Genomic DNA, 22522 nt, shown 5'->3' with positions numbered 1-22522 from the left:
GCCACGACGCGGGCCGCCGCGGCCGCGGGCGCGTACCAGTCGTTCACGTAGTCCATGACCATCCGCGAGGCCTGGACCTTCGGGGAGAGCGTCGCGAGGGTGTGGCGCACCAGCGAGGTCCAGCGGTCCGGGACGCCGTCGCTGCCGCGGTCGTAGAACAGCGGGGCGACCTGGCTGGTCAGCAGGTCGTACAGCGCGTTCGCCTCGATGTCGTCGCGGCGGTCGGGGTCGTCGACGCCGTCGGCCGTCGGGATCGCCCAGCCGTTGCGGCCGTCGTAGAGCTCGTCCCACCAGCCGTCGCGCACCGAGAGGTTCAGCCCGCCGTTCAGCGCCGACTTCATGCCCGAGGTCCCGCACGCCTCCAGCGGGCGGAGCGGGTTGTTGAGCCACACGTCGCAGCCCCAGTAGAGGTAGCGGGCCATCGACATGTCGTAGTCGGGGAGGAAGACGATGCGGTGCCGGACGGCCGGGTCGTCGGCGAACCGGACCATCTGCTGGATGAGCGCCTTGCCCGACTCGTCGGCGGGGTGCGACTTGCCGGCGATCACCAGCTGGAGCGGGCGCTCGGGGTCGAGCAGCAGCGAGCGGAGCCGCTCCTGGTCGCGGAGCATGAGCGTGAGCCGCTTGTAGGTCGGCACGCGGCGCGCGAAGCCGATGGTGAGCACGCCAGGGTCGAAGATGCGCTCGGTCCAGCCCAGTTCGGGCTCGGAGGCGCCGCGGTCCAGCCAGGACGCGCGCACCCGGCGTCGGACCTCGTTCACCAGCCGGGTCCGCAGCGTGCCGCGCATCTCCCAGAGCAGGGCGTCGGACACCCCGAACAGCTCCGGGCCCGCGCCCGCGGCCGCCGCGCCCGCAGTCAGGCCAGCGATCTCCCGGGCCGTCCAGGTCGGGCCGTGCACGCCGTTGGTGACCGAGCCGATCGGGACCTCGGGCGCGTCGAACCCGCCCCACAGCGACGAGAACATCCCGCGCGAGACCTCGCCGTGCAGCTGCGAGACCCCGTTGGAGCGCTGCGCCAGACGCAGGCCCATGTGGGCCATGTTGAACATGTCCGTGTCGGGCTCACGGCCCAGCGCGAGCACCCGCTCGGTCTCGATCCCCGGCAGCAGGTCGGCGGCGAAGTAGTGCGCCACCAGGCCGAGGGGGAAGCGGTCGATGCCCGCGGGCACCGGGGTGTGGGTCGTGAAGACGGTGCCCGCACGGACGGCCGCGAGCGCCTGGTCGACGTCGAGCGGACCGCCGCTCCCCGTCGCGGGCCCGTCCGAGGTCACCAGCTCCCGCATGCGCTCGAGGCCCAGGAAGCCGGCGTGCCCCTCGTTGGTGTGGAACACCTCGGGCGCGGGATGCCCGGTCACCTGGCAGTAGGCCCGCACCGCCCGCACACCGCCGATCCCGACGAGGATCTCCTGACGGATGCGGTGCTCGGCGTCGCCCCCGTAGAGGCGGTCGGTGATCTGGCGCAGGTCGGCGTCGTTGTCCTCGATGTCGGCGTCGAGGAGCAGCAGCGGCACCCGCCCGACCGAAGCCACCCACACCCGCGCCCGCAGTACCCGGCCCTCGGGCATGGCGACGTGGACCAGGATCGGCGCGCCGTCGGCGTCGGCCAGCAGGTGCAGCGGGAGGCCCTGCGGGTCGAGCGCCGGGTAGGTCTCCTGCTGCCAGCCGTCGAGCGAGAGCGACTGCCGGAAGTAGCCCGAGCGGTACAGCAGCCCGACGGCGATGAGCGGCACGCCGAGGTCGGAGGCCGCCTTGAGGTGGTCGCCCGCGAGGATCCCGAGCCCGCCCGAGTAGTTGGGCAGCACCTCGGAGACGCCGAACTCCATCGAGAAGTAGCCGATCGCCGCGGGCAGGGCCGAGCTGGTGTCCCCCGAGGCCCGGCCCTGGTACCAGCGCGGGCCGGTCAGGTACTCGCCCAGGTCGTCGGCGACCTCCCGCACGCGCCCGACGAAGCCCCCGTCGGCGGCCAGCTCGGACAGCCGGGCGGGGCCGACCTCGCCGAGCAGCCGCACGGGGTCGCCGCCCGAGGCCCGCCACGCCGGCTCGTCGACCGCCGCGAAGAGGTCCTGGGTCGGGCCGTGCCAGGTCCATCGCAGGTTGGTCGCGAGGTCCTGCAGCGGCGCGAGGGCGGCCGGCAGCTGGGCGCGGACGGAGAAACGACGCAGTGCTCTCACGGGTCCGAAGCCTAGGCAAACCCTTCCGACGCGCCGTCATCGCCCGTCGCCCCTGGATCGATTCCACCACTACCCTGCGTGGCGTGAGCGTGCTGGGGAGATGGTGGGGTTCCGGACGGCGTGACGAGGACGCCCCGGGTGAGGACGCGGGTGGCGCGGAGCGCGGGTTCGACGAACCGGCCACCGGCCCCGCGAGCGGCGGGTTCGACCTGCTGCCCGGGGCCGAGGAGGAGTCGCGGCGCCGGACGGGGCCGTGGAGCGGTCGCTTCCGCGCCGTCGTCACCGGGCGTCGCGACGAGGGTCCCGACGACGACCGCCGCGACGGCCCGGGTGCCTCCCGGGACGGCGAGCCGGGTGCGTCCCGGGCCGGCGACCCGCAGGTCTCGCGGGCCGGCGACCTTCGTGACGGCGACCCGCAGATCTCGCGGGACGACCCGCGGGTGTCCCGGGACGGCAGCGCGAGCGCTCCCCGGGGCGCGTCGCTGCCGTTCGACGACGGTCCCGACGACGCGGCGCCCACCGCGCCCGGGCCCCGGGCCGACGAGTTCCCGCCCCGCTACGACCCCCGGGGCACGGGCCACCGTTCGCCGATGCCCATCGGGTGGGGTTCGGCGCGCGACGTCGAGCTCGGCCCACCCCCGCCCCCCGACGCCCCGGTGAACCCCGGCTCCCCGTCCGGCCCCATCCCCGTCGTCGGGCGCACCCCGGCCGAGCGCCCCCCTCGTCCGGGCTTCGCGCTCGCGGACGGCCCCGGGTCGGCCCCGCCGGGCCGTGACCGGCTCGGGTCCGACCGCCTCGGCTCGGAACGGCCCGGCTCGGAGCGGCCCGGCTCCGACCTCGACGCCGCCATCGCCTCCGGCCCGACGATCCCCTCGGGCCCGCTGCCCCCCGTCGGCAGGCAGACGCCGCGACCGACACGCCCCGCCGCGCCGTCCGCACCCGCCGGCCCCGCGGGCCAGGGCCCCGCCAACCGGTCCGCCCCCGGCATGTCCGACGCGTCCGGTCCGGCCGCGCCCGCCTGGTCGCGCTCGACCCAGACGGGCGGGTTCCGCGCGATCGTGCCGCCGTGGCGCCGGCCCGTCGTGCCGCAGTCGGCCCCCGAGCCGCCGACCGCCCAGGCCCGCACCGCGACCCCGCCGTCCGGGGACGAGGAGATCGCGTCCACCGCGACAACCCGGCGTCCGGGCGCACCGGCGGCATCGAACTCGGCCACACCGGGTACGGCGCCCGGCATGACCTCGTCGTCCGCTGATCGGCCGACCGACGACCGCGGTGCGTCCGACCCGGACAGCGTCGCGGCCCCGGAAACGCCGACAGCCACCACTCCCACCTCGGGACGCCACGCGCGCCCGGGGTGGGCGTTCAGCTCCGCCACCTCGCCCGACCCGGACCGCCCCGGTGACGCCGACGCGTCGCGGCGGGACCCCGCCGACGACCGCGAGACGCCGGATCCGCTGACCTCGCCCGGCCCGCTCACGACGCCGGGTGCGCCCTCGTCGTCGGATCCGCTGACGACGTCCGACCCCCGGACGACGCCGGACCCGCTGACGGCGCCGGGCCCGCTACCCGGCTCTCCCCTGACTGGCTCTCCCCTGGCCGGCTCCGCCTCCGACCCGGCCACCCCGACTCCGGCCACCCCGAGCTCGTTCGCCCCGAGCCCGTTCACCTCGGGCCCGCCGCCGGGGACGACGCCGCCGGACGAGCCGACGGCCCCTTCGACGCCCGTGGACCGGCCGACCGTGCCGGGCGCCACGGCCCTGCCGGCGACCCCGCCCCCGGAGCCCGCAGGCGAGATCCCGGACGAGCCGGCGACCGGGGCCTCCTCGACGCCGGGCCTGGGAGCGCTCGCCGCGGGCGCCGGACTGGCGGCCGCGGGCGTGGCCGCCGCGAGCTCGCGTGACTCCGGACCCGCCGGGGACCCGACCAACCGCACGTCGGCGACTCCCGATTCGACCTCGGCCCCCGACCCCACCGCGACCCCCGACCCCACCGCGACCGCGGCCTCCCCCGCCGGGCCGCACGACGTGGCACCCGAGAAGACCCCGGCGCTCGAGGAGCCCGGGGTCGCGAGCCCGACCGCGGCGGAGACCCGCGCCGCCGGGCCCGACGCGGCGCCCGCCGACACCGTCGCCCCCGCGCTCGCCCAGGCCGACCCGGCGCCCGCCGTCGAGCGGCCCGTCCCGACCCCCGCCACCGAGCCCGTCGCCACCGAGCGGGCCCGCCTCGCGCAGGGCCGGATCGGCATCGACGAGGTGACCCCGGAGGTCTCCGGCGGGCGGTACCCCTCGAAGGCCGTCGTCGGGGAGGTCGTGCCCGTCGCGGCCACGGTGTGGCGTGAGGGCCACGACGCCGTCGCCGCCACGCTGGTCTGGCAGCGCTGCGCCGACGTCGACCACGCCGACGCGGCCGCGGTCGCCGCCGCGCCGACGGTCGGGGAGGAGCGCTGCGCGCGCATGGCGGGCCTCGGCCCGGAGACCGACCGGTTCGCGGCGAGCCTCGTCGCCGACGCCGAGGGGCTCTGGCGCTTCCGGGTGGATGCCTGGAGCGACCCGTGGGCGACCTGGCGCCACGCCGTCGAGGTGAAGGTCGCGGCCGGTCAGGGGCCCGGCGAGCTCTCCAACGACCTGGAGTCCGGCGCCCGCCTGCTCGAGCGCGGGGCCGCCCGGATCGAGGACCGCGCGAGCGCCGCGGACGCCCCCGAGCAGCGCGCGACCGAGGCGACCACCCCGCTGGAGATGCCGCCGACGCTGACCTTCGCCACCGCCCTGCGCGAGGCGGCGGCGAGCCTGCGCGAGACCGACAAGGGCCTGCCCCAGCGGCTCGCGAAGGCCCTCTCCGAGCCGGTGCACCGCACGATGGTCGAGCGTCCCGTGCGGGATCTGCTCACCCGCGGCGCGGAGCACCACGTCGTCGTCGAGCGGCCGCGCGCCCTCGAGGGCGCCTGGTACGAGTTCTTCCCGCGCTCGACGGGCGGCACCGACGCCGACGGCCTCCCGGTGCACGGCACCTTCGCCACGGCGCAGCGCGAGCTCGAGCGGGCCGCGGCGATGGGCTTCGACGTCGCGTACCTGCCGCCGATCCACCCGGTCGGCACGGTGAACCGGAAGGGCCCGAACAACACGCTCACACCCGGTCCCGACGACGTCGGGTCGCCCTGGGCGATCGGCTCGGCCGAGGGCGGGCACGACGCCGTCCACCCGCAGCTGGGGACGATCGACGACTTCGACGCGTTCGTCGCGCGGGCGACGGAGCTCGGGCTCGAGGTCGCGCTGGACTTCGCGCTGCAGTGCGCTCCCGACCACCCCTGGGCCGCCGCGCATCCCGAGTGGTTCACGGTGCGCCCGGACGGGACGATCGCGTACGCGGAGAACCCGCCCAAGCGCTACCAGGACATCTACCCGGTCAACTTCGACACCGACCCCGAGGGCATCTACCGCGAGTCGCTGCGGATCGTCCTGTTCTGGCTCTCCCACGGTGTGCGGATCTTCCGCGTGGACAACCCGCACACCAAGCCCGCCGACTTCTGGGCCTGGCTGATCGCCAAGGTGCACGAGGTCGATCCGGGCGTGGTGTTCCTGGCGGAGGCGTTCACGCGGCCGGCGCGGCTCTTCGGGCTGGCCAAGGCCGGGTTCAGCCAGTCCTACACGTACTTCACGTGGCGGACCGGCAAGGACGAGATCCGCGAGTTCTTCGAGATGCACCGCGACCGTCTCGACGAGTGCCGACCGAACTGCTTCGTCAACACCCCGGACATCCTTCACGAGTCGCTGCAGACCGGCGGGCCGGGCATGTTCGCGATCCGGGCGACGCTCGCCGCGACGCTCGCCCCGAGCTGGGGCATGTACTCCGGGTTCGAGCTGTTCGAGTGGCAGCCGGTGCGCTCGGGCAGCGAGGAGTACCTCGACACCGAGAAGTTCCAGCTCCGGCCGCGCGACTTCGACCGCGCGCTCGCCGAGGGCCGCAGCCTGCAGCCCTGGATCACCCGGCTCAACGAGATCCGTCGTGCGCATCCGGCGCTGCGCCAGCTGCGGACGCTGCGGTTCCACGAGACCGACAACGACGCGATGCTCGCCTTCTCCAAGACCGACCCGGTCAGTGGTGACACCGTGCTCGTCGTCGTCACGCTCGACCCGTTCGGTGCCGAGGACGGCATGGTGCGCCTCGACATGGAGGCGCTGGGCCTCGACCCGTTCGCGCGCTTCGGCGCGTTCGACGAGGTGAGCGGCCAGGTCTTCGACTGGGGTCAGACGAACTACGTCCGCCTCGAGCCCTGGCGGGACGTCGCGCACGTGATCTCGGTCCAGAAGCGGTAACCCACCCTGGAACAAACGACTCGTTCGTCACTGAAGATGGTGACGAACGAGTCGTTCGTTCCGTTGGGGCCGGCTCTCAGGAACCGGCCGTCAGGGACCGGCCGTCGGCCGGAGCGCCCGCACCGCCGCGTCGATCGCGGGTTCCCGCAGGCCGGGCAGCTCGGCCTCGTCGAACACGATCACGGTGTCCTGGACCCCGCCCAGGGCGACGACGGCCCGGACCCGGTCGACCGCCTCGTCGCTGCCCACCAGGACGGCGTCGACGCGCTCGCGCCAGTGCAGCATCCGCGGGGCGATCTCCGCGCGGGCGACGACGGCCGGGTTGTGGATCAGCACCCGGATCACGTGCCGGTTGCGCAGGCACAGCTCCCAGAACCGCTCGATCACCGCGCGCACGGCGGCCTCGTCGCCGGCGTCGACGGTCCGGCCCTCGAGCTCGTCCCCCAGCTCCCGCAGCTCCGCGAACATCGGGTCGACCAGCTCGCCGAGCAGGGCGTCCTTCGACGCGTAGTGGTAGTAGAGCGCCGCCTTGGTGATCCCGATCCGTTCGGCGATCTCGCGCAGGCTCGTCGCGTCGACGCCACGCTCGGAGAACAGCTCGAGGGCGGCGACGCGGATCTCCGCCCGGGTGTCGACGGTGGCGCGGGGCATGCCGGAAACCCTAGACCACGTTGACTACCTGCCGCACGGTCAGTAACTTACCGTGCGGCAGGTAATCCACGAGAGGGGTCTTCCCATGACCAGCGTTCTCATCTCCGGCGCGAGCGTCGCCGGCCCGGTCCTGGCGTTCTGGCTGCGGCGGGCGGGGGTCGACGTCACCGTGGTCGAGAAGGCCGACCGGGTGCGGGGCGGCGGCTATCCCATCGACCTGCGCGGCGTCGCGGTCGACGTCGTCGAGCGCATGGGCCTGCTCGAGCCGATCGAGGCGGCCCGGACCGGCACGCGGGCGCTGACGTTCGTCTCCGAGCGGGACCGCACGATCGCGTCCCTGACCACCGAGACCCTGCTCGGCGAGCAGTCGATCCGGGCGATCGAACTGCCGCGCGGGGACCTGACCGAGGTGCTCTGGGAGGCCACGCGCCACGACGTCGAGTACGTCTTCGACGACCGGATCACCGCGCTGGACGACCGCGACGACGGCGTCCACGTCTCCTTCCGGCGCGGCGGGCCCCGGGTGTTCGACCTCGTGATCGGCGCGGACGGCCTGCACTCCGGGGTGCGGGGGCTGACGTTCGGCCCGGAAGCGCCCTTCCGGCGTGACCTCGACGCCTGTTACGCCGCGTTCTCCGTGCCGAACGTGTTCGGGCTCGACCGCGAGGCGGTCATGATGAACGTCCCGGGCCGCTCCGCCACGCTCTACGCGGTCCGCGACCAGCCGGTGACCGCGCTCTTCTCCTTCGCGGGCCCCACGCCGACGCTGGACCACCGCGACACCGAGGGCCAGCTCCGACTCGTCGAGCACGTCTTCGGCGGGCTCGGCTGGCGGGTCCCGGATCTGCTCGTGCGCATGCGCCGGGCCGAGGACTTCTACTTCGACACCGTCAGCCAGATCCGGATGCCGTCGTGGACGCGCGGCCGGGTGGGGCTGGTCGGCGACGCGGCCTTCGCGCCGTCGTTCCGCTCCGGCCAGGGCACCAGCATCGCCACGGTCGGCGCCTACGTCCTCGCCGCCGAGATCGCCGCCCACCCCGACGACGTACGCGCGGCCCTGCCGGCCTACGAGGCCCGGGTGCGCGGTTTCGCCACGGCGAACCAGGACCTCGCGACGTCCGGCGCTCGCATCACCTCACCGGCGACCCCGCTGCAGCTCTGGACCCGCAACGCGCTCCTGCGGTCCCTGCCCGCGCTGGAGCGCCTCGGCGTGCCGTCCCAGGGTGGAGCCATCGGCCGGGCCGCGAACGCGCTGACGCTGCCGGAGATGCCCGTCCCGGCGCTCGTCCCGTGAGTGAGTGGCGCCCTCCGCTCACCCGATGACAGCAACGGACCATTGCTGTCATCCATCGGGACGGGGCACTTTCCGGGGCGCCCGTGCGTTGAATCCGAAGAGACACCCTGGAGGTCCCCGTGCCCGTCCTGCTCGCCCTGCTGGCGTACGTCGCCCTCGAGATCTGGGTCCTGATCCTGGTGGGCCAGTCGATCGGTTTCCTCGGGCTGCTGGCACTGCTCGTCGTCTCCGCGGTCGTCGGGGCCTGGGCCCTCAAGCACGAGGGACGCCGATCGCTGGCCGACCTCGGGCGCGCGGCGCGCTCCGGGCGTCCGGCCGAGGCGGAGGTCGCAGGCGGGATGTACGTCGCGCTCGCCGGCGTGCTGCTCGTCGTGCCCGGCATGCTCTCCACGCTGGCCGCCCTGATCCTGCTCGTGCCGCCGGTACGGCGGGTGCTCGCCCGCCGCGCGGCCGCCCGGGCGGTGCGTGCCGGGAGCGCCCGCATGGGCCCGACGATCACCGTCGTGGGCGCGGGCGCCCCGGGCGGCCACGGCCCCTGGGGTCCGGCCGCCGGGAACGGGGATCCGTGGCACGGGCGCGTCATCGAGGGGCAGGTCGCGGAGGCCGACGAACGCGATCTCGACAGCCCGGACGAGAACGGGACCGGGGGAACGCGGCGCACGGGCTGACCACTAGCGTGACGCCTGATGAACGAGGGGATCGGCACGGGCACCGCCGGCGCGCCCGACACGAGCATGACCGGCACCGTCACCGCGCCGCGGGAATCTCCGCCACCCGACGCCGTCGCAGAGCCCTCGTCGCGGGACTTCCGCAGCGCACGTGAGCTCCCGGTCGACGACGACTGGTACAAGCGCGCCGTCTTCTACGAGGTCCTGGTCCGCGCGTTCGCCGACTCGAACCGTGACGGCTTCGGGGACCTGCCGGGCCTGACCGACAAGCTGGACTACCTCGCGTGGCTCGGGGTCGACTGCCTCTGGCTGCCGCCGTTCTACGACTCGCCGCTGCGCGACGGCGGCTACGACATCCGCGACTACCGCAAGGTCCTCGGCGAGTTCGGCACCGTCGAGGACTTCGTGGAGTTCCTCGACCAGGCGCACGCGCGCGGCATGCGCGTCATCACCGATCTGGTCATGAACCACACGTCCGACCAGCACATGTGGTTCCAGGAGTCGCGGCGCGACCCGGACGGGCCGTACGGCGACTTCTACGTCTGGTCCGACGACGACACCCGCTGGTCCGAGGCGCGGATCATCTTCGTCGACACCGAGTCGTCCAACTGGACCTACGACTCGGTCCGCGGGCAGTTCTACTGGCACCGCTTCTTCTCCCACCAGCCGGACCTGAACTTCGACAACCCCGCCGTGTGCGAGGCGATGATCGACGCGCTGCGGTTCTGGTTGGACCTCGGCATCGACGGCTTCCGCCTCGACGCGGTGCCCTACCTCTACGAGCGCGACGGCACCAACGGCGAGAACCTCCCGGAGACCCACTCGTTCCTGCGCCGGGTGCGCAAGGTGGTCGACGACGAGTACCCGGGCCGGGTCCTGCTCGCCGAGGCCAACCAGTGGCCTGCGGACGTCGTGGAGTACTTCGGCGAGGCCGAGGTCGGCGGGGACGAGTGCCACATGGCGTTCCACTTCCCGCTGATGCCGCGCATCTTCATGGCGGTGCGGCGCGAGTCGCGGTTCCCGATCTCGGAGATCCTCGCGCAGACCCCGGAGATCCCGGAGAACGCGCAGTGGGGGATCTTCCTGCGCAACCACGACGAGCTCACGCTCGAGATGGTCACCGACGACGAGCGCGATTACATGTACGCGGAGTACGCCAAGGACCCGCGCATGAAGGCCAACATCGGTATCCGCCGGCGCCTGGCCCCGCTGCTCGACAACGACCGCAACCAGCTCGAACTGTTCACCGCGCTGCTGCTCTCCCTGCCCGGATCGCCGGTGCTCTACTACGGCGACGAGATCGGGATGGGCGACAACATCTGGCTCGGCGACCGCGACGGCGTGCGCAGCCCGATGCAGTGGACCCCCGACCGCAACGCCGGCTTCTCCACCTGCGACCCGGGCCGGCTCAACCTGCCGATCGTCATGGACCCCGTGTACGGCTACCAGGCCGTCAACGTCGAGGCCCAGTCGAACTCCAGCGCGAGCCTCTTGCACTGGAACCGTAGGATGATCGAGATCAGGAAGCAGCACACGGCGTTCGGGCTCGGCGACTTCCACGAGCTCGGGGGTTCGAACTCCTCGGTGCTGGCCTACGTGCGCGAGTTCGTCGACCAGGAGGGCACCCGGGACGTCGTCCTGTGCGTCAACAACATGTCCCGCTTTCCCCAGCCGGTGGAGCTCGACCTCATCGCGTGGAAGGGCTGGGTGCCGACCGAACTGACCGGCGGCGTCCCTTTCCCCCCGATCGGTGAGCTGCCCTACCTGCTGACGCTGCCGGGACACGGTTTCTACTGGTTCTCCATCCACCAGGCCCAGGAGCGGTGATGACAGGCCCCGGAGGCTCACGGACCGACGCCGCGCCGGCGCTCGAGGCCCTGCTCCCGGCCCTGGTCGGCTGGCTGCCCCAGCAGCGCTGGTTCGCGGCCAAGGACCGCACGATCGCGGCGGTGCGCCTGGTCGGGCACCAGGACATCACCCCGACCGACGCGGTGCCCGCGGTGACGCACGCGGTGATCGTCGTCGGGTTCACCGACGACGGGCCGGAGGAGAGCTTCCAGCTGCTGCTCGGCTCCCGCCCCCAGACCTCGGGCGACCTCGACCACGCGGTGATCGGCACGGTGGCCGGCCGGACCGTCTACGACGGCCTCGCGGACGGCGAGATCAATCGTCTGCTGCTGTCGCTCATCGTCTCGGACACAGAAGTCGGGTCGCTGCGCTTCGTGCCCGAGCCGGAGACCGAGGCCCCGATCGTCGGGCCGGGACGACCACTGCTGGGCGAGCAGTCGAACTCGTCGGTGATCTACGGCGAGCGCGCCATCATGAAGCTCTTCCGCCGCGCCACCCCGGGCCTCAACCCCGACCTGGAGCTGCACCGCGCACTGGGCCGGGAGCACTCGGCCGAGGTCGCGCCGCTGCTCGGGGCGATCGAGGGCGAGCTACCCGACGGCGAGGGGGGCGGCGCCCCCATGACGGTGGCGATGCTGCAGGACTACGCGTCGAACTCCGCCGACGGCTGGTCGATGGCCCTGACCAGCGTGCGCGACCTGCTCGCCGAGGGCGACCTGCGTCCCGACGAGGTCGGCGGCGACTTCGCCGGCGAGGCCACACGGCTGGGGCGCACCGTCGGCAGCGTGCACGCCGAGCTCGCCCGGGCGCTCGGGACGGCCCGGCTCGACGCGACCGGGGTGCGCGGCGTCGCGGACTGGATGCTCGCCCGCCTCGAGGACGCCGCCGCGGCCGTCCCCGAGGTCGCCGAGCGCCGCGCGGCCATCACGGCGGTCCTCGAGGGCGTCATGTCCGCGGGCGAGGGCGGCCTGCTCGTCCACCGCATCCACGGCGACCTGCACCTCGGCCAGGAGCTGCGCACGCCGCGCGGCTGGCTCGTCATCGACTTCGAGGGCGAGCCGTCGCGCTCGCTGGCCGACCGCGTGCGCCCGGACTCCCCGCTGCGCGACGTGGCGGCGATGCTCCGGTCCTTCGACTACGCCGCGTTCCACCAGCTGGCCGAGTGGGAGCCGGGCGCCGAGTCCCCGAGCTACCTGCAGCGGCGCGCCCAGGAGTGGGCCGACCGCAACCGCTCGGCGTTCTGCGACGGCTACGCGGAGATCACCGGAGCCGATCCGCGCGCGGACCTCGCGGTGCTGCGCGCCTACGAGCTGGACAAGGCCGTCTACGAGGTGCTCTATGAGACCCGTAATCGGCCGAACTGGCTGGCCATCCCGCTCCGCTCGATGGAGCGCCTCATCGACAGCCCCTGACGCAACGGTCCGGTTGGACACCCCGATCGACGGGGTAGTCGACCCGCCGTCCCAGCCTCGCACCCCGGAGTCGCACCACCGATGACCCGATCCACCCCGCCGTCGTCCACGGGCGCACTCCCGGTCGCGCCCGGGGAACTCGACCGTCACCTGCTGCTCGAGGGCTCGCACCGCGACCCGCACGGCGTCCTCGGTCCGCACCGCAGGCCGGACACGCCCGGCACCGTCATCGTCCGGGCGCTGCAGCCGGGCGCCGACGCGGTCGACGTCGTCGTCGAGCAGGGGCCGACGGCGGGTCGATACCCGCTGGCTCCGGTCGGGACCGCCGGGGTGTTCGCCGGCAACGTGCCGGGGCCGCTGCCGCACTACCGGCTGGCCGTCCGCCGTGGCTGGGGCGAGCGGAGCGACGGGGAATGGATTCCGGACGAGTCCGGCGGGGACACCCACGGCGAGGTGGTCGAGACCCTGATCGACGACCCCTACCGGTTCTCCCCCGTGCTCGGCCCGGTCGACCTGCACCTCATCGGCGAGGGACGCCACGAGCGGCTCTGGGACGCGCTCGGCGCCCACTTCCGGCGCTGGCCCACTCCCTCCGGGCCGGTCGAGGGCACGTCGTTCACGGTCTGGGCGCCGAATGCCCGCGGCGTGCGGGTGGTCGGCGACTGGGCCCCCGAGCACGGCAGCTGGGACGGGGTCGCGACGCCGATGCGCGCGCTCGGCTCCGGGGTCTGGGAGATCTTCCTGCCGGGGGTCGGCGTCGGGACCCGCTACGGGTTCCGCATCCTCACCGCCGACGGGAGCTGGCTGGACAAGGCCGACCCGATGGCGTTCGCCGCGGACCTGCCCCCGACCCCCGCCTCCGTCGTCACCACGTCCACCCACGAGTGGGCCGACGCGGACTGGCTGGCGAAGCGGGCGCGCTCGACCCCCCACGCCGAGCCGATGAGCGTCTACGAACTGCACGTCGGCTCGTGGCGCCAGGGTCTGAACTACGCGGACCTCGCCGACGAGCTGGTCGAGTACCTGACCGCCCAGGGCTTCACCCACGTCGAACTGCTGCCGGTCGCCGAGCACCCGTTCGGCGGCTCCTGGGGCTACCAGGTCAGCTCGTACTACGCGCCGACCTCGCGCTTCGGGAGCCCGGACGACTTCCGCGCCTTCGTGGACACCCTGCACCGCGCGGGCATCGGGGTCATCGTCGACTGGGTGCCCGCGCACTTCCCCCGTGACGCCTGGGCGCTCGCCCGCTTCGACGGGACCCCCTGCTACGAGCACGGCGATCCGCGCCGCGGCGAGCAGCTCGACTGGGGCACGCTCGTGTTCGACTTCGGGCGCTCCCAGGTCCGGAACTTCCTCGTCGCCAACGCCCTGTACTGGCTCGAGGAGTTCCACATCGACGGCCTGCGCGTGGACGCGGTCGCCTCGATGCTCTACCTGGACTACTCGCGCTCCGACGGCGGCTGGGTGCCCAACCGGTACGGCGGCCGCGAGAACCTCGAGGCGGTGTCGTTCCTCCAGGAGTTCAACGCCACCGTCTACAAGGCCCACCCCGGCGTCGTGACGATCGCCGAGGAGTCGACGGCGTGGCCCGGCGTCACCCGGCCCACCCATCTCGGCGGCCTCGGGTTCGGCATGAAGTGGAACATGGGGTGGATGCACGACACCCTCGACTACGCCATGCGCGACCCGGTGCACCGGGGGTACCACCACAACCAGATGACGTTCTCGCTGACCTACGCCTGGTCGGAGAACTACGTGCTGCCGTTCAGCCACGACGAGGTCGTGCACGGCAAGGGCTCGCTGTGGACGCGGATGCCCGACCAGGGCCGCGGCGATCACGGCAAGGCGGCGGGCCTGCGCGCGCTGCTGGCCTACATGTGGGCCCACCCCGGCAAGCAGCTGCTGTTCATGGGCCAGGAGTTCGGCCAGGTCCGCGAATGGTCCGAGGAGCGCTCGCTGGACTGGGAGCTGCTCGACGACCCGCTACACGGCGGCGTCGCCCGGCTGGTCGGCGACCTCAACGCCGCGTACCGCGAGCACCCCGCCCTGTGGACCGCCGACACCGACCCGGCCGGGTTCTCCTGGATCGACGCCAACGACGCGGTCGGCAACGTCTTCTCGTTCGTCCGGCACTCCGTCGACGCGCAGGGGGCGTCCATCGGGCCCGACCTGGTGTGCGTGGCCAACTTCGCCGGCATCGTGCACGACCGCTACCGCATCGGCCTGCCGCGCGCGGGCCGGTGGCGCGAGGTCGTCAACACGGACGCCGAGATCTACGGCGGCGACGGCGCGGGCAACTTCGGGTCGGTGTTCGCCGCCTCGGTGGCGACGCACGGACGCCCGGCCTCGGCGGAGATGACGCTGCCCGCGTCGGGGGTGCTCTGGTTGGTGCACGAGCCCGAGTGACCCCGGGTGTCAGCGATGCGGCGTCGCTGACGTTCAACGTCAGTAGCTCCACATCCTCGGGCCGAGTGACCGCGTTCGACACCCACACCCGGCGCCGCTGCCGCACACTGATCGGGTGCGGGCGAGGCTGGGGACGGTGGCGCTGGCGGTCGTGTGCGCCGTCGTGGCCCTGCTCGGCTCCGGGTGCGCCGCGACGGTCGACGGGCAGGCGTTCGCGGCCCCGACGGTGACCGCGGGCATCGATCCGGGCTTCGTCAAGGGCAATGACGGCGGCGACGACGACCGCCTGGCCGCCGCCGTCCTGCGCGACCTCGAGGGCTGGTGGGGCGGTCAGTTCCCGAAGCTCGCGAACGGCGCGCGCTTCACCGGATTGAAGGGCTACTTCTCGGTCGACTCCTCGCGCGAGGGTCCCGGGCCGCCCTGCACCGAGTCCGCCTCCGAGGTCGAGGGCAACGCGTTCTACTGCCCGCGCGCCGACATCATCGCCTACGACCGGGCGTCCCTGTTGCCCGTGCTGCGGCAGAAGTTCGGCGACTCCGCGGTCATCGTCGTCATCGCCCACGAGTTCGGCCACGCGGTCCAGCAGCGCCTGGAGAGTTCCTCCCCGACGGCGGCCGGGCTGAGCTCCGGCGCGCCCACGATCCTCTCCGAGGGGCAGGCCGACTGCTACGCGGGCGGTTTCCTGCGCGCCGTCCGCGACGGCGCCACGCCCGACCTGCGCACCGGCGACCAGGGCATCGACGCCGCAATGAACGCGCTGATCACCTTCCGGGACCCGGTCGGTACCGACGCCGGAGACGACCGCGCGCACGGCAACGCCTTCGACCGCGTCTCGTCGTTCCAGGAGGGATTCGACGGCGGGCCGGCGGCCTGCGCGGGCATGACGCTGCAGAACCGCACCTTCACCCAGGAGTCGTTCTCGACCCTGTCCGACGCCCAGAGCGGCGGGAACCTCCCGCTGCCCGACCTGCTGCGCTCGATGGGCACCGACCTCGACCGCTACTTCGGCGGGCTCGTCCGCCAGCGCGGCGGCACCTGGACGGCGCCCACGATCCGCGAGGGCGCGACGGGCTGCGGCTCGGACGCGGTCGATTTCTGCGCAGGCACCCCTCCGACGCTTGCGGTGGACGACCGGGCGCTCTCCCGCATCCACGACGGCATCGGTGACTACGCCAGCGGGACGGTGCTGGCCTCCCGCTACGCGCTGGCGGCCATGGCCGCGATCGGCCGTCCGACGACGGGTGCCGAGGCGGGCACGACGGCGCTGTGCCTGGCCGGCGCCTACACCGGCGACGTCGGGACGCCGGGCACCGGCTTCAGCCTCTCCCCCGGCGACCTCGACGAGTCCGTCGGCCTCCTGCAGCGCGACGACTCCGCCGCCCGCGGCACGGACGGCGCGACCGCCCCCGGTGGCGCCTACGCGCGGATCGAGGACTTCCGCAACGGCGTCACCGGCGGCGCCAAGCGCTGCCTGGGCTGATCCCTAGTACAGGGCCCGGGCCAGCGCGCGACGCGCGGCGGTGACCCGGGGGTCGTCCGCCGCGAACAGCTCGAACAGCCCGACGAGGTGCTCCCGGGCGGTGTCCCGGTCCTCCCCGGCGGTCCGCTGCACGGTCTTCACGAGACGGTCGAACGCCGCCTCGACCTGACCCCCGGCGAGCTCGGCGTCGGCGGCCGCCTTCTGGGCGTCGACGTCGTCGGGCGCGGCGTCGGCCCGCGTCACGGCCGACGGGTCGGCCTGCTCCGCCCGGGACATGAAGCGGACCTGGGCGAGTGCGGCCTGGGCCTCGGTGTTCGCGGGCTCCTCGGCGAGGATGTTCTCGTAGGCGAACACGGCGGCGTCGTAGTCACCGCGCTCGAGGGCGTCCTCGGCGGCGGTGAACCGGGGGTCCTCCGGCTCCGGCACCGGCTCGGCGCCCTCGTCCTCGCCGCCGTCCTGCCCGGCGCGGGCCTCCGCCTCGGCGATGCCCGGCATCCGCTCCCGGAGCGCGTCGAGAATCTGCGCGATCCAGGAGCGCAGCTCCGGCTCGGGCTGGATGCCGGAGAACGACGTGACGGGCTGCTGCGCGACCACGACGTACACCGTCGGGATCGACTGCACCTGGAACATCTGGGCGATGCGCGGGTTCGCGTCGACGTCGACCTTCGCGAGGATCCAGCCGCCGCCGCCCTCGGACGCGAGCTTCTCGAGCGTCGGCGAGAGCTGCTTGCACGGCTGGCACCACTCGGCCCACAGGTCGACGACGACCGGCACCGTCATCGACCGCTCGAGGACCTCGGTCTGGAAGTTGTCCTCGGTGACCTCGATGACGTACCCGCCGGCGGGTGCGGGGGCGCCTTCGACGACGGGCGCCTGTCCAGGCCCGCCGGGGCCCGCGTCGGGCGGGGCGGACCCGCGTTGCTCGGCGCGGGCCTTGAGCCCGGACAGGTCGACGGCTCCGGCCATCGCCGAGGACATGGCGGCCTGCGCGGCCTGCTGGCGGGGATCGGGTCGTGCCACGGGCTCAATCCTGCCAGGGTCGGGAGAACGCGTCAGTCCTGGTCCCGGGCGAGGTGCTGCTCGACCCGGTCCACCTTCGCCGCCAGCTGCCCGGTCCACCCCGGCCGGATGTCCGCCTTGAGCACGAGCGAGACGCGCGAGCCGTAGCGGCCGACCGCCTCGGTGGCCCGTTTGACCACGTCCATCACCTCGTCCCACTCGCCCTCGATCGAGGTGAACATGGACGACGTCTCGTGCGGCAGCCCGGACTCGCGGACCACGCGGACCGCGGCCGCGACGGCGTCGCCGACCGAGTCCGACACCGGTCCGTCGGGGGCGTCCGGTGCGGACCCGGACGGCGCAACGCTGAAGGCGACGATCATCGCCCCAGCCTGCCACCGGTCGCTGCTAGATTCCGGCCCTGATGCCCGCGTCAGATCCACTGCCGTTCGACCCGATCGACCGGGCTGCGCAGATCTGGTCGACCAGGATCGGCGAGTCGAACTCGATGGCTGCCGTGACCAGCGTGTTCCGGGTCCAGCAGATCCTTCAGCAGGCCGTCGACACCGCACTGCGCCCCCACGAGCTGACCTTCGCCCGCTACGAGGCGCTGGTCCTGCTGCGCTTCTCGAAGGCGGGCGCGCTCCCGATGAGCCTCATGGGTCAGCGGCTGCAGCTGCACCCGACGTCGATCACCAACATCGTCGACCGTCTCGAGGCGGCCGAGCTGGTGCGCCGCGTCCCGCACCCGACCGACAAGCGCACCACCCTCGTCGAGATCACCGACGCGGGCCGCCGCCGCGGCGAGGAGGCGACCGCGTCGGTGATGGCGATCGACTTCGGGCTCGTCGGACTCTCCGAGGACGAGGTCGCGTCGCTGACGTCGCTGCTCGCGAAGGTCCGGCAGGCGGCGGGCGACTTCACCTGACGGCGACCGCGCCCGCCGGCTCGGCGAGCCGGCCGTCGGCGAGCTCGAGCACCTGATCCATCCGGTCGAGACCCTCCCGCCGGTGGGTCAGCAGCAGCACCGTCGCGCGGGTGTCCAGCAGGTCCGCCATGAGCGCCTCGGCGGTCTGCGCGTCGAGGCCCTCGGTGGGCTCGTCGAGCACGACGACGGCCGGGTCGGTGAGCACGAGACGCGCCGCGGCCAGGCGGCGCCGTTCGCCCCCGGAGATGCTGTCGGGGCCGACGACGGTGTCCAGACCCTCCGCGAGCCCCGCGACCCAGGCGCCGAGCCGGACCCGGCGCAGGGCGGCCAGCAGCCGGTCGTCGTCGGCGTCGGGCGCGGCGAGCAGCAGGTTCGCGCGGACGCTCGCGGTGAAGACGTGGTCGGCGTCGCCGAGCAGGCCGACGCGGCGCCGGACGTCGTCACCGGCGAGCCCGGCGATCGGGATCCCGCCGAGGGCGACGGTGCCCGCGGCCGGGTCGAGCAGGCGCAGGAGCACCGCCGCGAGGGTCGACTTGCCCGACCCCGACGCCCCGGTCACCGCGACCCGCGCCCCGGCGGGCAGGTCCAGGTCGATCCCGTTCACGACCGTGGTGGTCGCCCAGCCGGCCGTGAGCCCCCGGATCCGCAGGTCGTTGCCGGCGGGCAGCGGGCGTGGACGGGCCGGTTCGACGGCGGGCACGGGCGTCGTCCCGAGCGCCGCGAGCCGCCGCCGCGCCGCGCCGCCGCGCACCACGGCCCGCGCCGCGCCGGGCAGGGCGAGGACCGTCCCGGCCAGCGCGGTCGGCAGGAGGACGACGATCCCGACGAGCTCGGGCGACGCCCCCGGGACGAGCGCGACGGCGGCGAGCGCGGCCCCGAGGGTCGCGGCGGCGAGGCCCAGGTGGGCGGCGCCGTCGAGCCACCCCTCGCGCCCTGCCGCGCGCCTGCGGGCCGTGTCCAGCTCGGCGGCGCGGGCGCGGGGGACGGCGAGCACCACGTCGCGGTCGCGGGCGGCGAGCTCCTCCCGCGCGGCCACGGTCTCGACGACCGCCGCCCGCAACCGCTCGCCCGCCGCGTCGAGCGCACGGCCGTCGCGACGGGCGCCGTGGGCCGCGAGGGCGGGCACGACGACGGCGGCCAGCCCGAGGCCGACAGCCAGCGCGGGCACCGTCGTCGGGACCGCGGCCCAGGCCACCAGCAGCACGACCGGCAGGACGACGGCACCCACCAGCAGCGGCTGCCGCCCGCGGACCAGGCCGTCGATCCGGGTGTCGACGTCCTCGACCGCGCGGGCGAGCAGCTCGCCCCGGCGGCCCGCGACCGCCCCCGGGACCCGGTCGGCGAGCACGGCGACCAGCGCGCGCCGCCAGCCCGCGACCCGGGCGAGCGCGCCGTCGTGCACCACGAGCCGCTCGAGGTGGCGCAGCAGCGGGCGCAGCACCGCCGCGGCGCGCACGAGCACGACGGCGATCGAGAGCGTGAGCACCGGCGGGCGGGCGTCGGCGCGGACGATGAGCCACGTCGACGCGGCGGTGAGCAGCAGGCCGGCGAGCACCGCCGCGGCGCCGAGGGCGACCCCGCCCGCCGTCGTGCCCCGTCGCTCGGCGCGTTCCGGTGGCGGCCGGAGCGCATCGCCGGCCACCGGGACCGCTCGACGACGCCCGTCGGCCACCTCGGCGGGCGGGCGCGCGAGCGTGACGACCCGCTCCGCCGCGGCCAGCGCGGCCGGGCGGTGCGCGACGAGCAGGACGGCGGCACCCCGCTCGGCGGCGGCGCGCAGCAGTTGGAGCACCCGGGCTTCGGTGGCGGGGTCGAGGTGGGCGGTGGGCTCGTCGAGGAGCACCGTCGCGCCGGGGTGGTCCTCGAGTGCGAGCAGGACGCGGGCGAGCGCCAGTCGTTCGCGCTGGCCCGCGCTGAGCGAGGTGCCCTCGTCGGCGAGGGCGTCGTCCGGGTCGAGCGGCAGGTCGAGCGCGTGCAGGACACCGAGCATCCGGGCGCGGGGCGTGGCGCGGTCCGAGAGCGCCGCGGCGACGGTCCGGGCGTGCGGCAGCGTCGGGCGCTGCGGGAGCAGGAACAGCGGGTCCCCGACGGCGGCGCTGCCGGCGTCCGCGCGGACGGCACCGGACAGGACCCGCAGCAGCGTGGTCTTGCCCGCGCCGGACTCCCCGGCGAGCGCCACCATCTCGCCGGGCGCGACGTCGAGGCGGTCGAGGCGCAGCGCGTCCCCGCGCCGCCCGGGGTAGCGCACGCGGACACCGGACGCGCGGACGCCGGGTGAGCGGATGTCGTCGTCCTGGCGACCGATTCCGCTCACCTGGATCCCGTCCATGATCGCGGCGACCCGGGCCGTGTCGTGGAACCGCGCCCCGACCTCGCGGATCGGCCGGTAGGCCTCCGGGGCGAGCAGGATCGCGACGAGCGCGGGGCCGAGCCCCAGCGAGCCGTCGACCACCCGCAGCCCGGCCGACACCGCGACCAGGCCCACCGACACCGTCGCCACCAGGTCCAGCGCGGTCGTCGACAGGAACGCCGTGCGCAGCACCGACCCGGTGGCCCGCCGGTGCGCCTCCCCGATCCGGGCCACCTCGTCGACCTGACGGCGCGCGCGGCCGAACACCCGCAGGGTCGCCAGCCCGGTGACGACGTCGAGCACGTGGCCCGCCAGTCGCTCGCCCGCCGCCCACTGCCGGGCCGCGCGGGCCCGGGTCGCCCACCCGACCAGCGCCGCGAACACCGGCAGCAGCGGCAGGGTCAGCAGCACGACCAGCGCCGACGACGGATCGACCACCAGCAGCCCGACCAGCACCAGCGGCGGCAGCACCACCGCGAGCACCAGCGCCGGGAGGTAGGCGGTGAACCACGCGCGCAGGTCGTCGATCCCGCCCGAGGCCAGCTCGCGCCGCAGCCGCCCGCCCGGGTCACGGCGCTCGGCGTCGGGATCCCGCGCGTCGAGCAGGCGCTCGCGCAGCGGTTCGACGACGCGCCCCGCGGTCCCGGCCGCCACGCGCGGCGCGACCACCGCGACGAGCGCCCGCACGACGAGGGCCGCGGCCAGCGCCGCGATCGGGGTGGTGACACCGGCGACCGTCGTCCCGCCGACCGCCGTGCCGGCGACCGCCGTGCCCCCGACCAGGCCGGCCACCAGCAGCCCGGCCGCCACCAGCGCCGCCGCGTCCGCCAGCGCGCCGAGGGTCCCGAGCACGACCTGGGCCGCCACCCCCGGTAGCGCGGGGCGCGCGAGCCGCAGCAGGCGCACGTCGACGGGGCCCCGCGGACCGGTCGAGCTCCGCTCCGCTGCGCCTCCGCCTCCAGTGGTCGAGCTCCGCTGGGCTGCGTCTCCCGTACTCACGCCGACACCTCCCGCCCGCTGGCCACGCGGCGCCGGAACACCCAGTACGAGAAGGCCTGGTACGCGATCACCCCGGGCAGGATGATCACCCCGCCGATCGTGATGACCTGCAGCGCCGTCGGGGACGCGGCCGCGCCGGCGATCGTCAGCGAGTACGCCGGGTCGAGCGTCGAGGGCAGCACCACCGGGACGTGGGCGACGAACGCCGCGACGACACCGGCCAGCAGCGCCACCGAGGCCGCCGCGAACGCCGTCGCCTCCCGGCGGAGCGCCGCGGCGACCCCGGCGACGACGGCGAGCAGCGCGACGGGCGCCGCGACCGGGGCGGCGACCCCGGCCAGGACCGCCACGACGACGGCCGTCACGCCCGCCGTCGCGAGGGCGACCCGGCGGGCCCGGACCCGCACCGGACCGGTCGTACGCAGCCCCAGGAAGGCCGCGCCCTGCAGCAGCGCCGCGAGCACCCCGAGCAGCGCGCCGGCCGCCGCGGGCCAGGACGCCAGCGGGGACAGCGAGCGGGCCAGTGCCCCGCCCGCCCCGCCGCCGGAGGCGACCGCCCCGCCGGGGCCGAGCGCGAGACCCGTCGTCGCCACCCCGATGACCGCGCCGAACCCCGCCGCACAGACCAGCGACGAGACGCCGAGCGCGACGTCGCAGCGGCGCCGCCACTGGGCGGTGTCTACCTTGCCGCGGAACTCCAGGGCGACGCCGCGCGCCGCGAGGGCGAGCAGCACGAGCACGAGCGGCAGGTAGAGCCCCGAGAGCAGCGCCGCGTACCAGTCGGGGAAGGCCGCGAACGTCACGCCGATCGCGGCGACCAACCACACCTCGTTGCCGTCCCAGACGGGGCCGACCGTCCGCACGGCGGCGCCGCGCTCGTGCTCGTCGCGGCCGACGATCCCGGCGAGCATCCCGACGCCGAAGTCGAACCCCTCGAGGACGGCGAACAGCACCCAGCACAGGACGACGAGGGCGAACCAGAGAATCGCGAGATCCATGACCG

General features: G+C 74.7%; 14 protein-coding genes. 8 read left to right on the top strand and 6 right to left on the bottom strand.

All coding sequences use genetic code 11. From position 1 onward, the window contains the following. Positions 1-2171: alpha-glucan family phosphorylase (glgP, locus tag VGI02_RS23945; protein WP_331631584.1), on the bottom strand; the 2171-nt coding region annotated here is incomplete at its 3' end. Positions 2172-4408: 2237 nt separating this feature from the next. Between glgP and VGI02_RS23940 the strand changes: the two genes are divergently transcribed. After that, on the top strand, positions 4409-6484 hold the full coding sequence (locus VGI02_RS23940; protein WP_331631595.1) for an alpha-1,4-glucan--maltose-1-phosphate maltosyltransferase: 2076 nt from the start codon (positions 4409-4411) through the stop codon (positions 6482-6484). A gap of 90 nt (positions 6485-6574) precedes the next feature. On the opposite strand, the gene VGI02_RS23935 is transcribed toward VGI02_RS23940, so the two are convergent. After that, positions 6575-7135, bottom strand: a complete 561-nt coding sequence (locus VGI02_RS23935) for a TetR/AcrR family transcriptional regulator (RefSeq protein ID WP_331631582.1) — start codon at positions 7133-7135, stop codon at positions 6575-6577. Positions 7136-7220: 85 nt separating this feature from the next. Between VGI02_RS23935 and VGI02_RS23930 the strand changes: the two genes are divergently transcribed. From VGI02_RS23930 to VGI02_RS23905, 6 genes are all read left to right on the top strand, one after another. Further along, positions 7221-8429: an FAD-dependent monooxygenase gene (locus VGI02_RS23930; RefSeq protein ID WP_331631580.1), complete on the top strand. Its 1209-nt coding sequence runs from the start codon at positions 7221-7223 to the stop codon at positions 8427-8429. Positions 8430-8548: 119 nt separating this feature from the next. Further along, on the top strand, positions 8549-9097 hold the full coding sequence (locus tag VGI02_RS23925; RefSeq protein WP_331631578.1) for an FxsA family protein: 549 nt from the start codon (positions 8549-8551) through the stop codon (positions 9095-9097). A 66-nt stretch (positions 9098-9163) separates the two neighbouring features. Beyond that, on the top strand, positions 9164-10924 hold the full coding sequence (treS, locus tag VGI02_RS23920) for a maltose alpha-D-glucosyltransferase (protein WP_331631593.1): 1761 nt from the start codon (positions 9164-9166) through the stop codon (positions 10922-10924). Next, on the top strand, positions 10924-12357 hold the full coding sequence (locus VGI02_RS23915) for a maltokinase N-terminal cap-like domain-containing protein (protein ID WP_331631575.1): 1434 nt from the start codon (positions 10924-10926) through the stop codon (positions 12355-12357). Before treS ends, VGI02_RS23915 begins: the two co-directional genes overlap by 1 nt. An 81-nt stretch (positions 12358-12438) precedes the next feature. After that, the gene (glgB, locus tag VGI02_RS23910) at positions 12439-14763 is read left to right on the top strand and encodes a 1,4-alpha-glucan branching protein GlgB (RefSeq protein WP_331631573.1); all 2325 of its coding nucleotides are present in this window, start codon (positions 12439-12441) and stop codon (positions 14761-14763) included. Between the two features lie 115 nt (positions 14764-14878). Further along, positions 14879-16243, top strand: coding sequence for a neutral zinc metallopeptidase (locus VGI02_RS23905; protein WP_331631571.1), 1365 nt, complete (start codon positions 14879-14881; stop codon positions 16241-16243). A 3-nt stretch (positions 16244-16246) separates the two neighbouring features. On the opposite strand, the gene VGI02_RS23900 is transcribed toward VGI02_RS23905, so the two are convergent. Together VGI02_RS23900 and VGI02_RS23895 are read right to left on the bottom strand one after the other, a co-directional pair. Further along, the gene (locus VGI02_RS23900) at positions 16247-17209 is read right to left on the bottom strand and encodes a tetratricopeptide repeat protein (RefSeq protein ID WP_331631591.1); all 963 of its coding nucleotides are present in this window, start codon (positions 17207-17209) and stop codon (positions 16247-16249) included. An 86-nt stretch (positions 17210-17295) separates the two neighbouring features. Then, on the bottom strand, positions 17296-17625 hold the full coding sequence (locus tag VGI02_RS23895) for an MTH1187 family thiamine-binding protein (protein WP_331631568.1): 330 nt from the start codon (positions 17623-17625) through the stop codon (positions 17296-17298). A 41-nt stretch (positions 17626-17666) separates the two neighbouring features. Between VGI02_RS23895 and VGI02_RS23890 the strand changes: the two genes are divergently transcribed. After that, complete coding sequence (locus VGI02_RS23890; protein WP_331631566.1) at positions 17667-18170, top strand: MarR family winged helix-turn-helix transcriptional regulator; 504 nt, start codon at positions 17667-17669, stop codon at positions 18168-18170. Here the strand turns inward: VGI02_RS23890 and cydC are convergent. Beyond that, the gene (gene cydC / locus VGI02_RS23885) at positions 18163-21519 is read right to left on the bottom strand and encodes a thiol reductant ABC exporter subunit CydC (RefSeq protein ID WP_331631564.1); all 3357 of its coding nucleotides are present in this window, start codon (positions 21517-21519) and stop codon (positions 18163-18165) included. The two genes, VGI02_RS23890 and cydC, sit on opposite strands and share 8 nt — an antisense overlap. Beyond that, on the bottom strand, positions 21516-22517 hold the full coding sequence (gene cydB, locus VGI02_RS23880) for a cytochrome d ubiquinol oxidase subunit II (protein ID WP_331631562.1): 1002 nt from the start codon (positions 22515-22517) through the stop codon (positions 21516-21518). Before cydB ends, cydC begins: the two co-directional genes overlap by 4 nt. Positions 22518-22522: the final 5 nt, after the last annotated feature.

The sequence above is a fragment of the Actinomycetospora sp. genome (genome assembly GCF_036497245.1).
Taxonomy (GTDB): Bacteria; Actinomycetota; Actinomycetes; order Mycobacteriales; family Pseudonocardiaceae; genus Actinomycetospora.
This window is presented reverse-complemented; position numbering and strand designations above follow the sequence as displayed.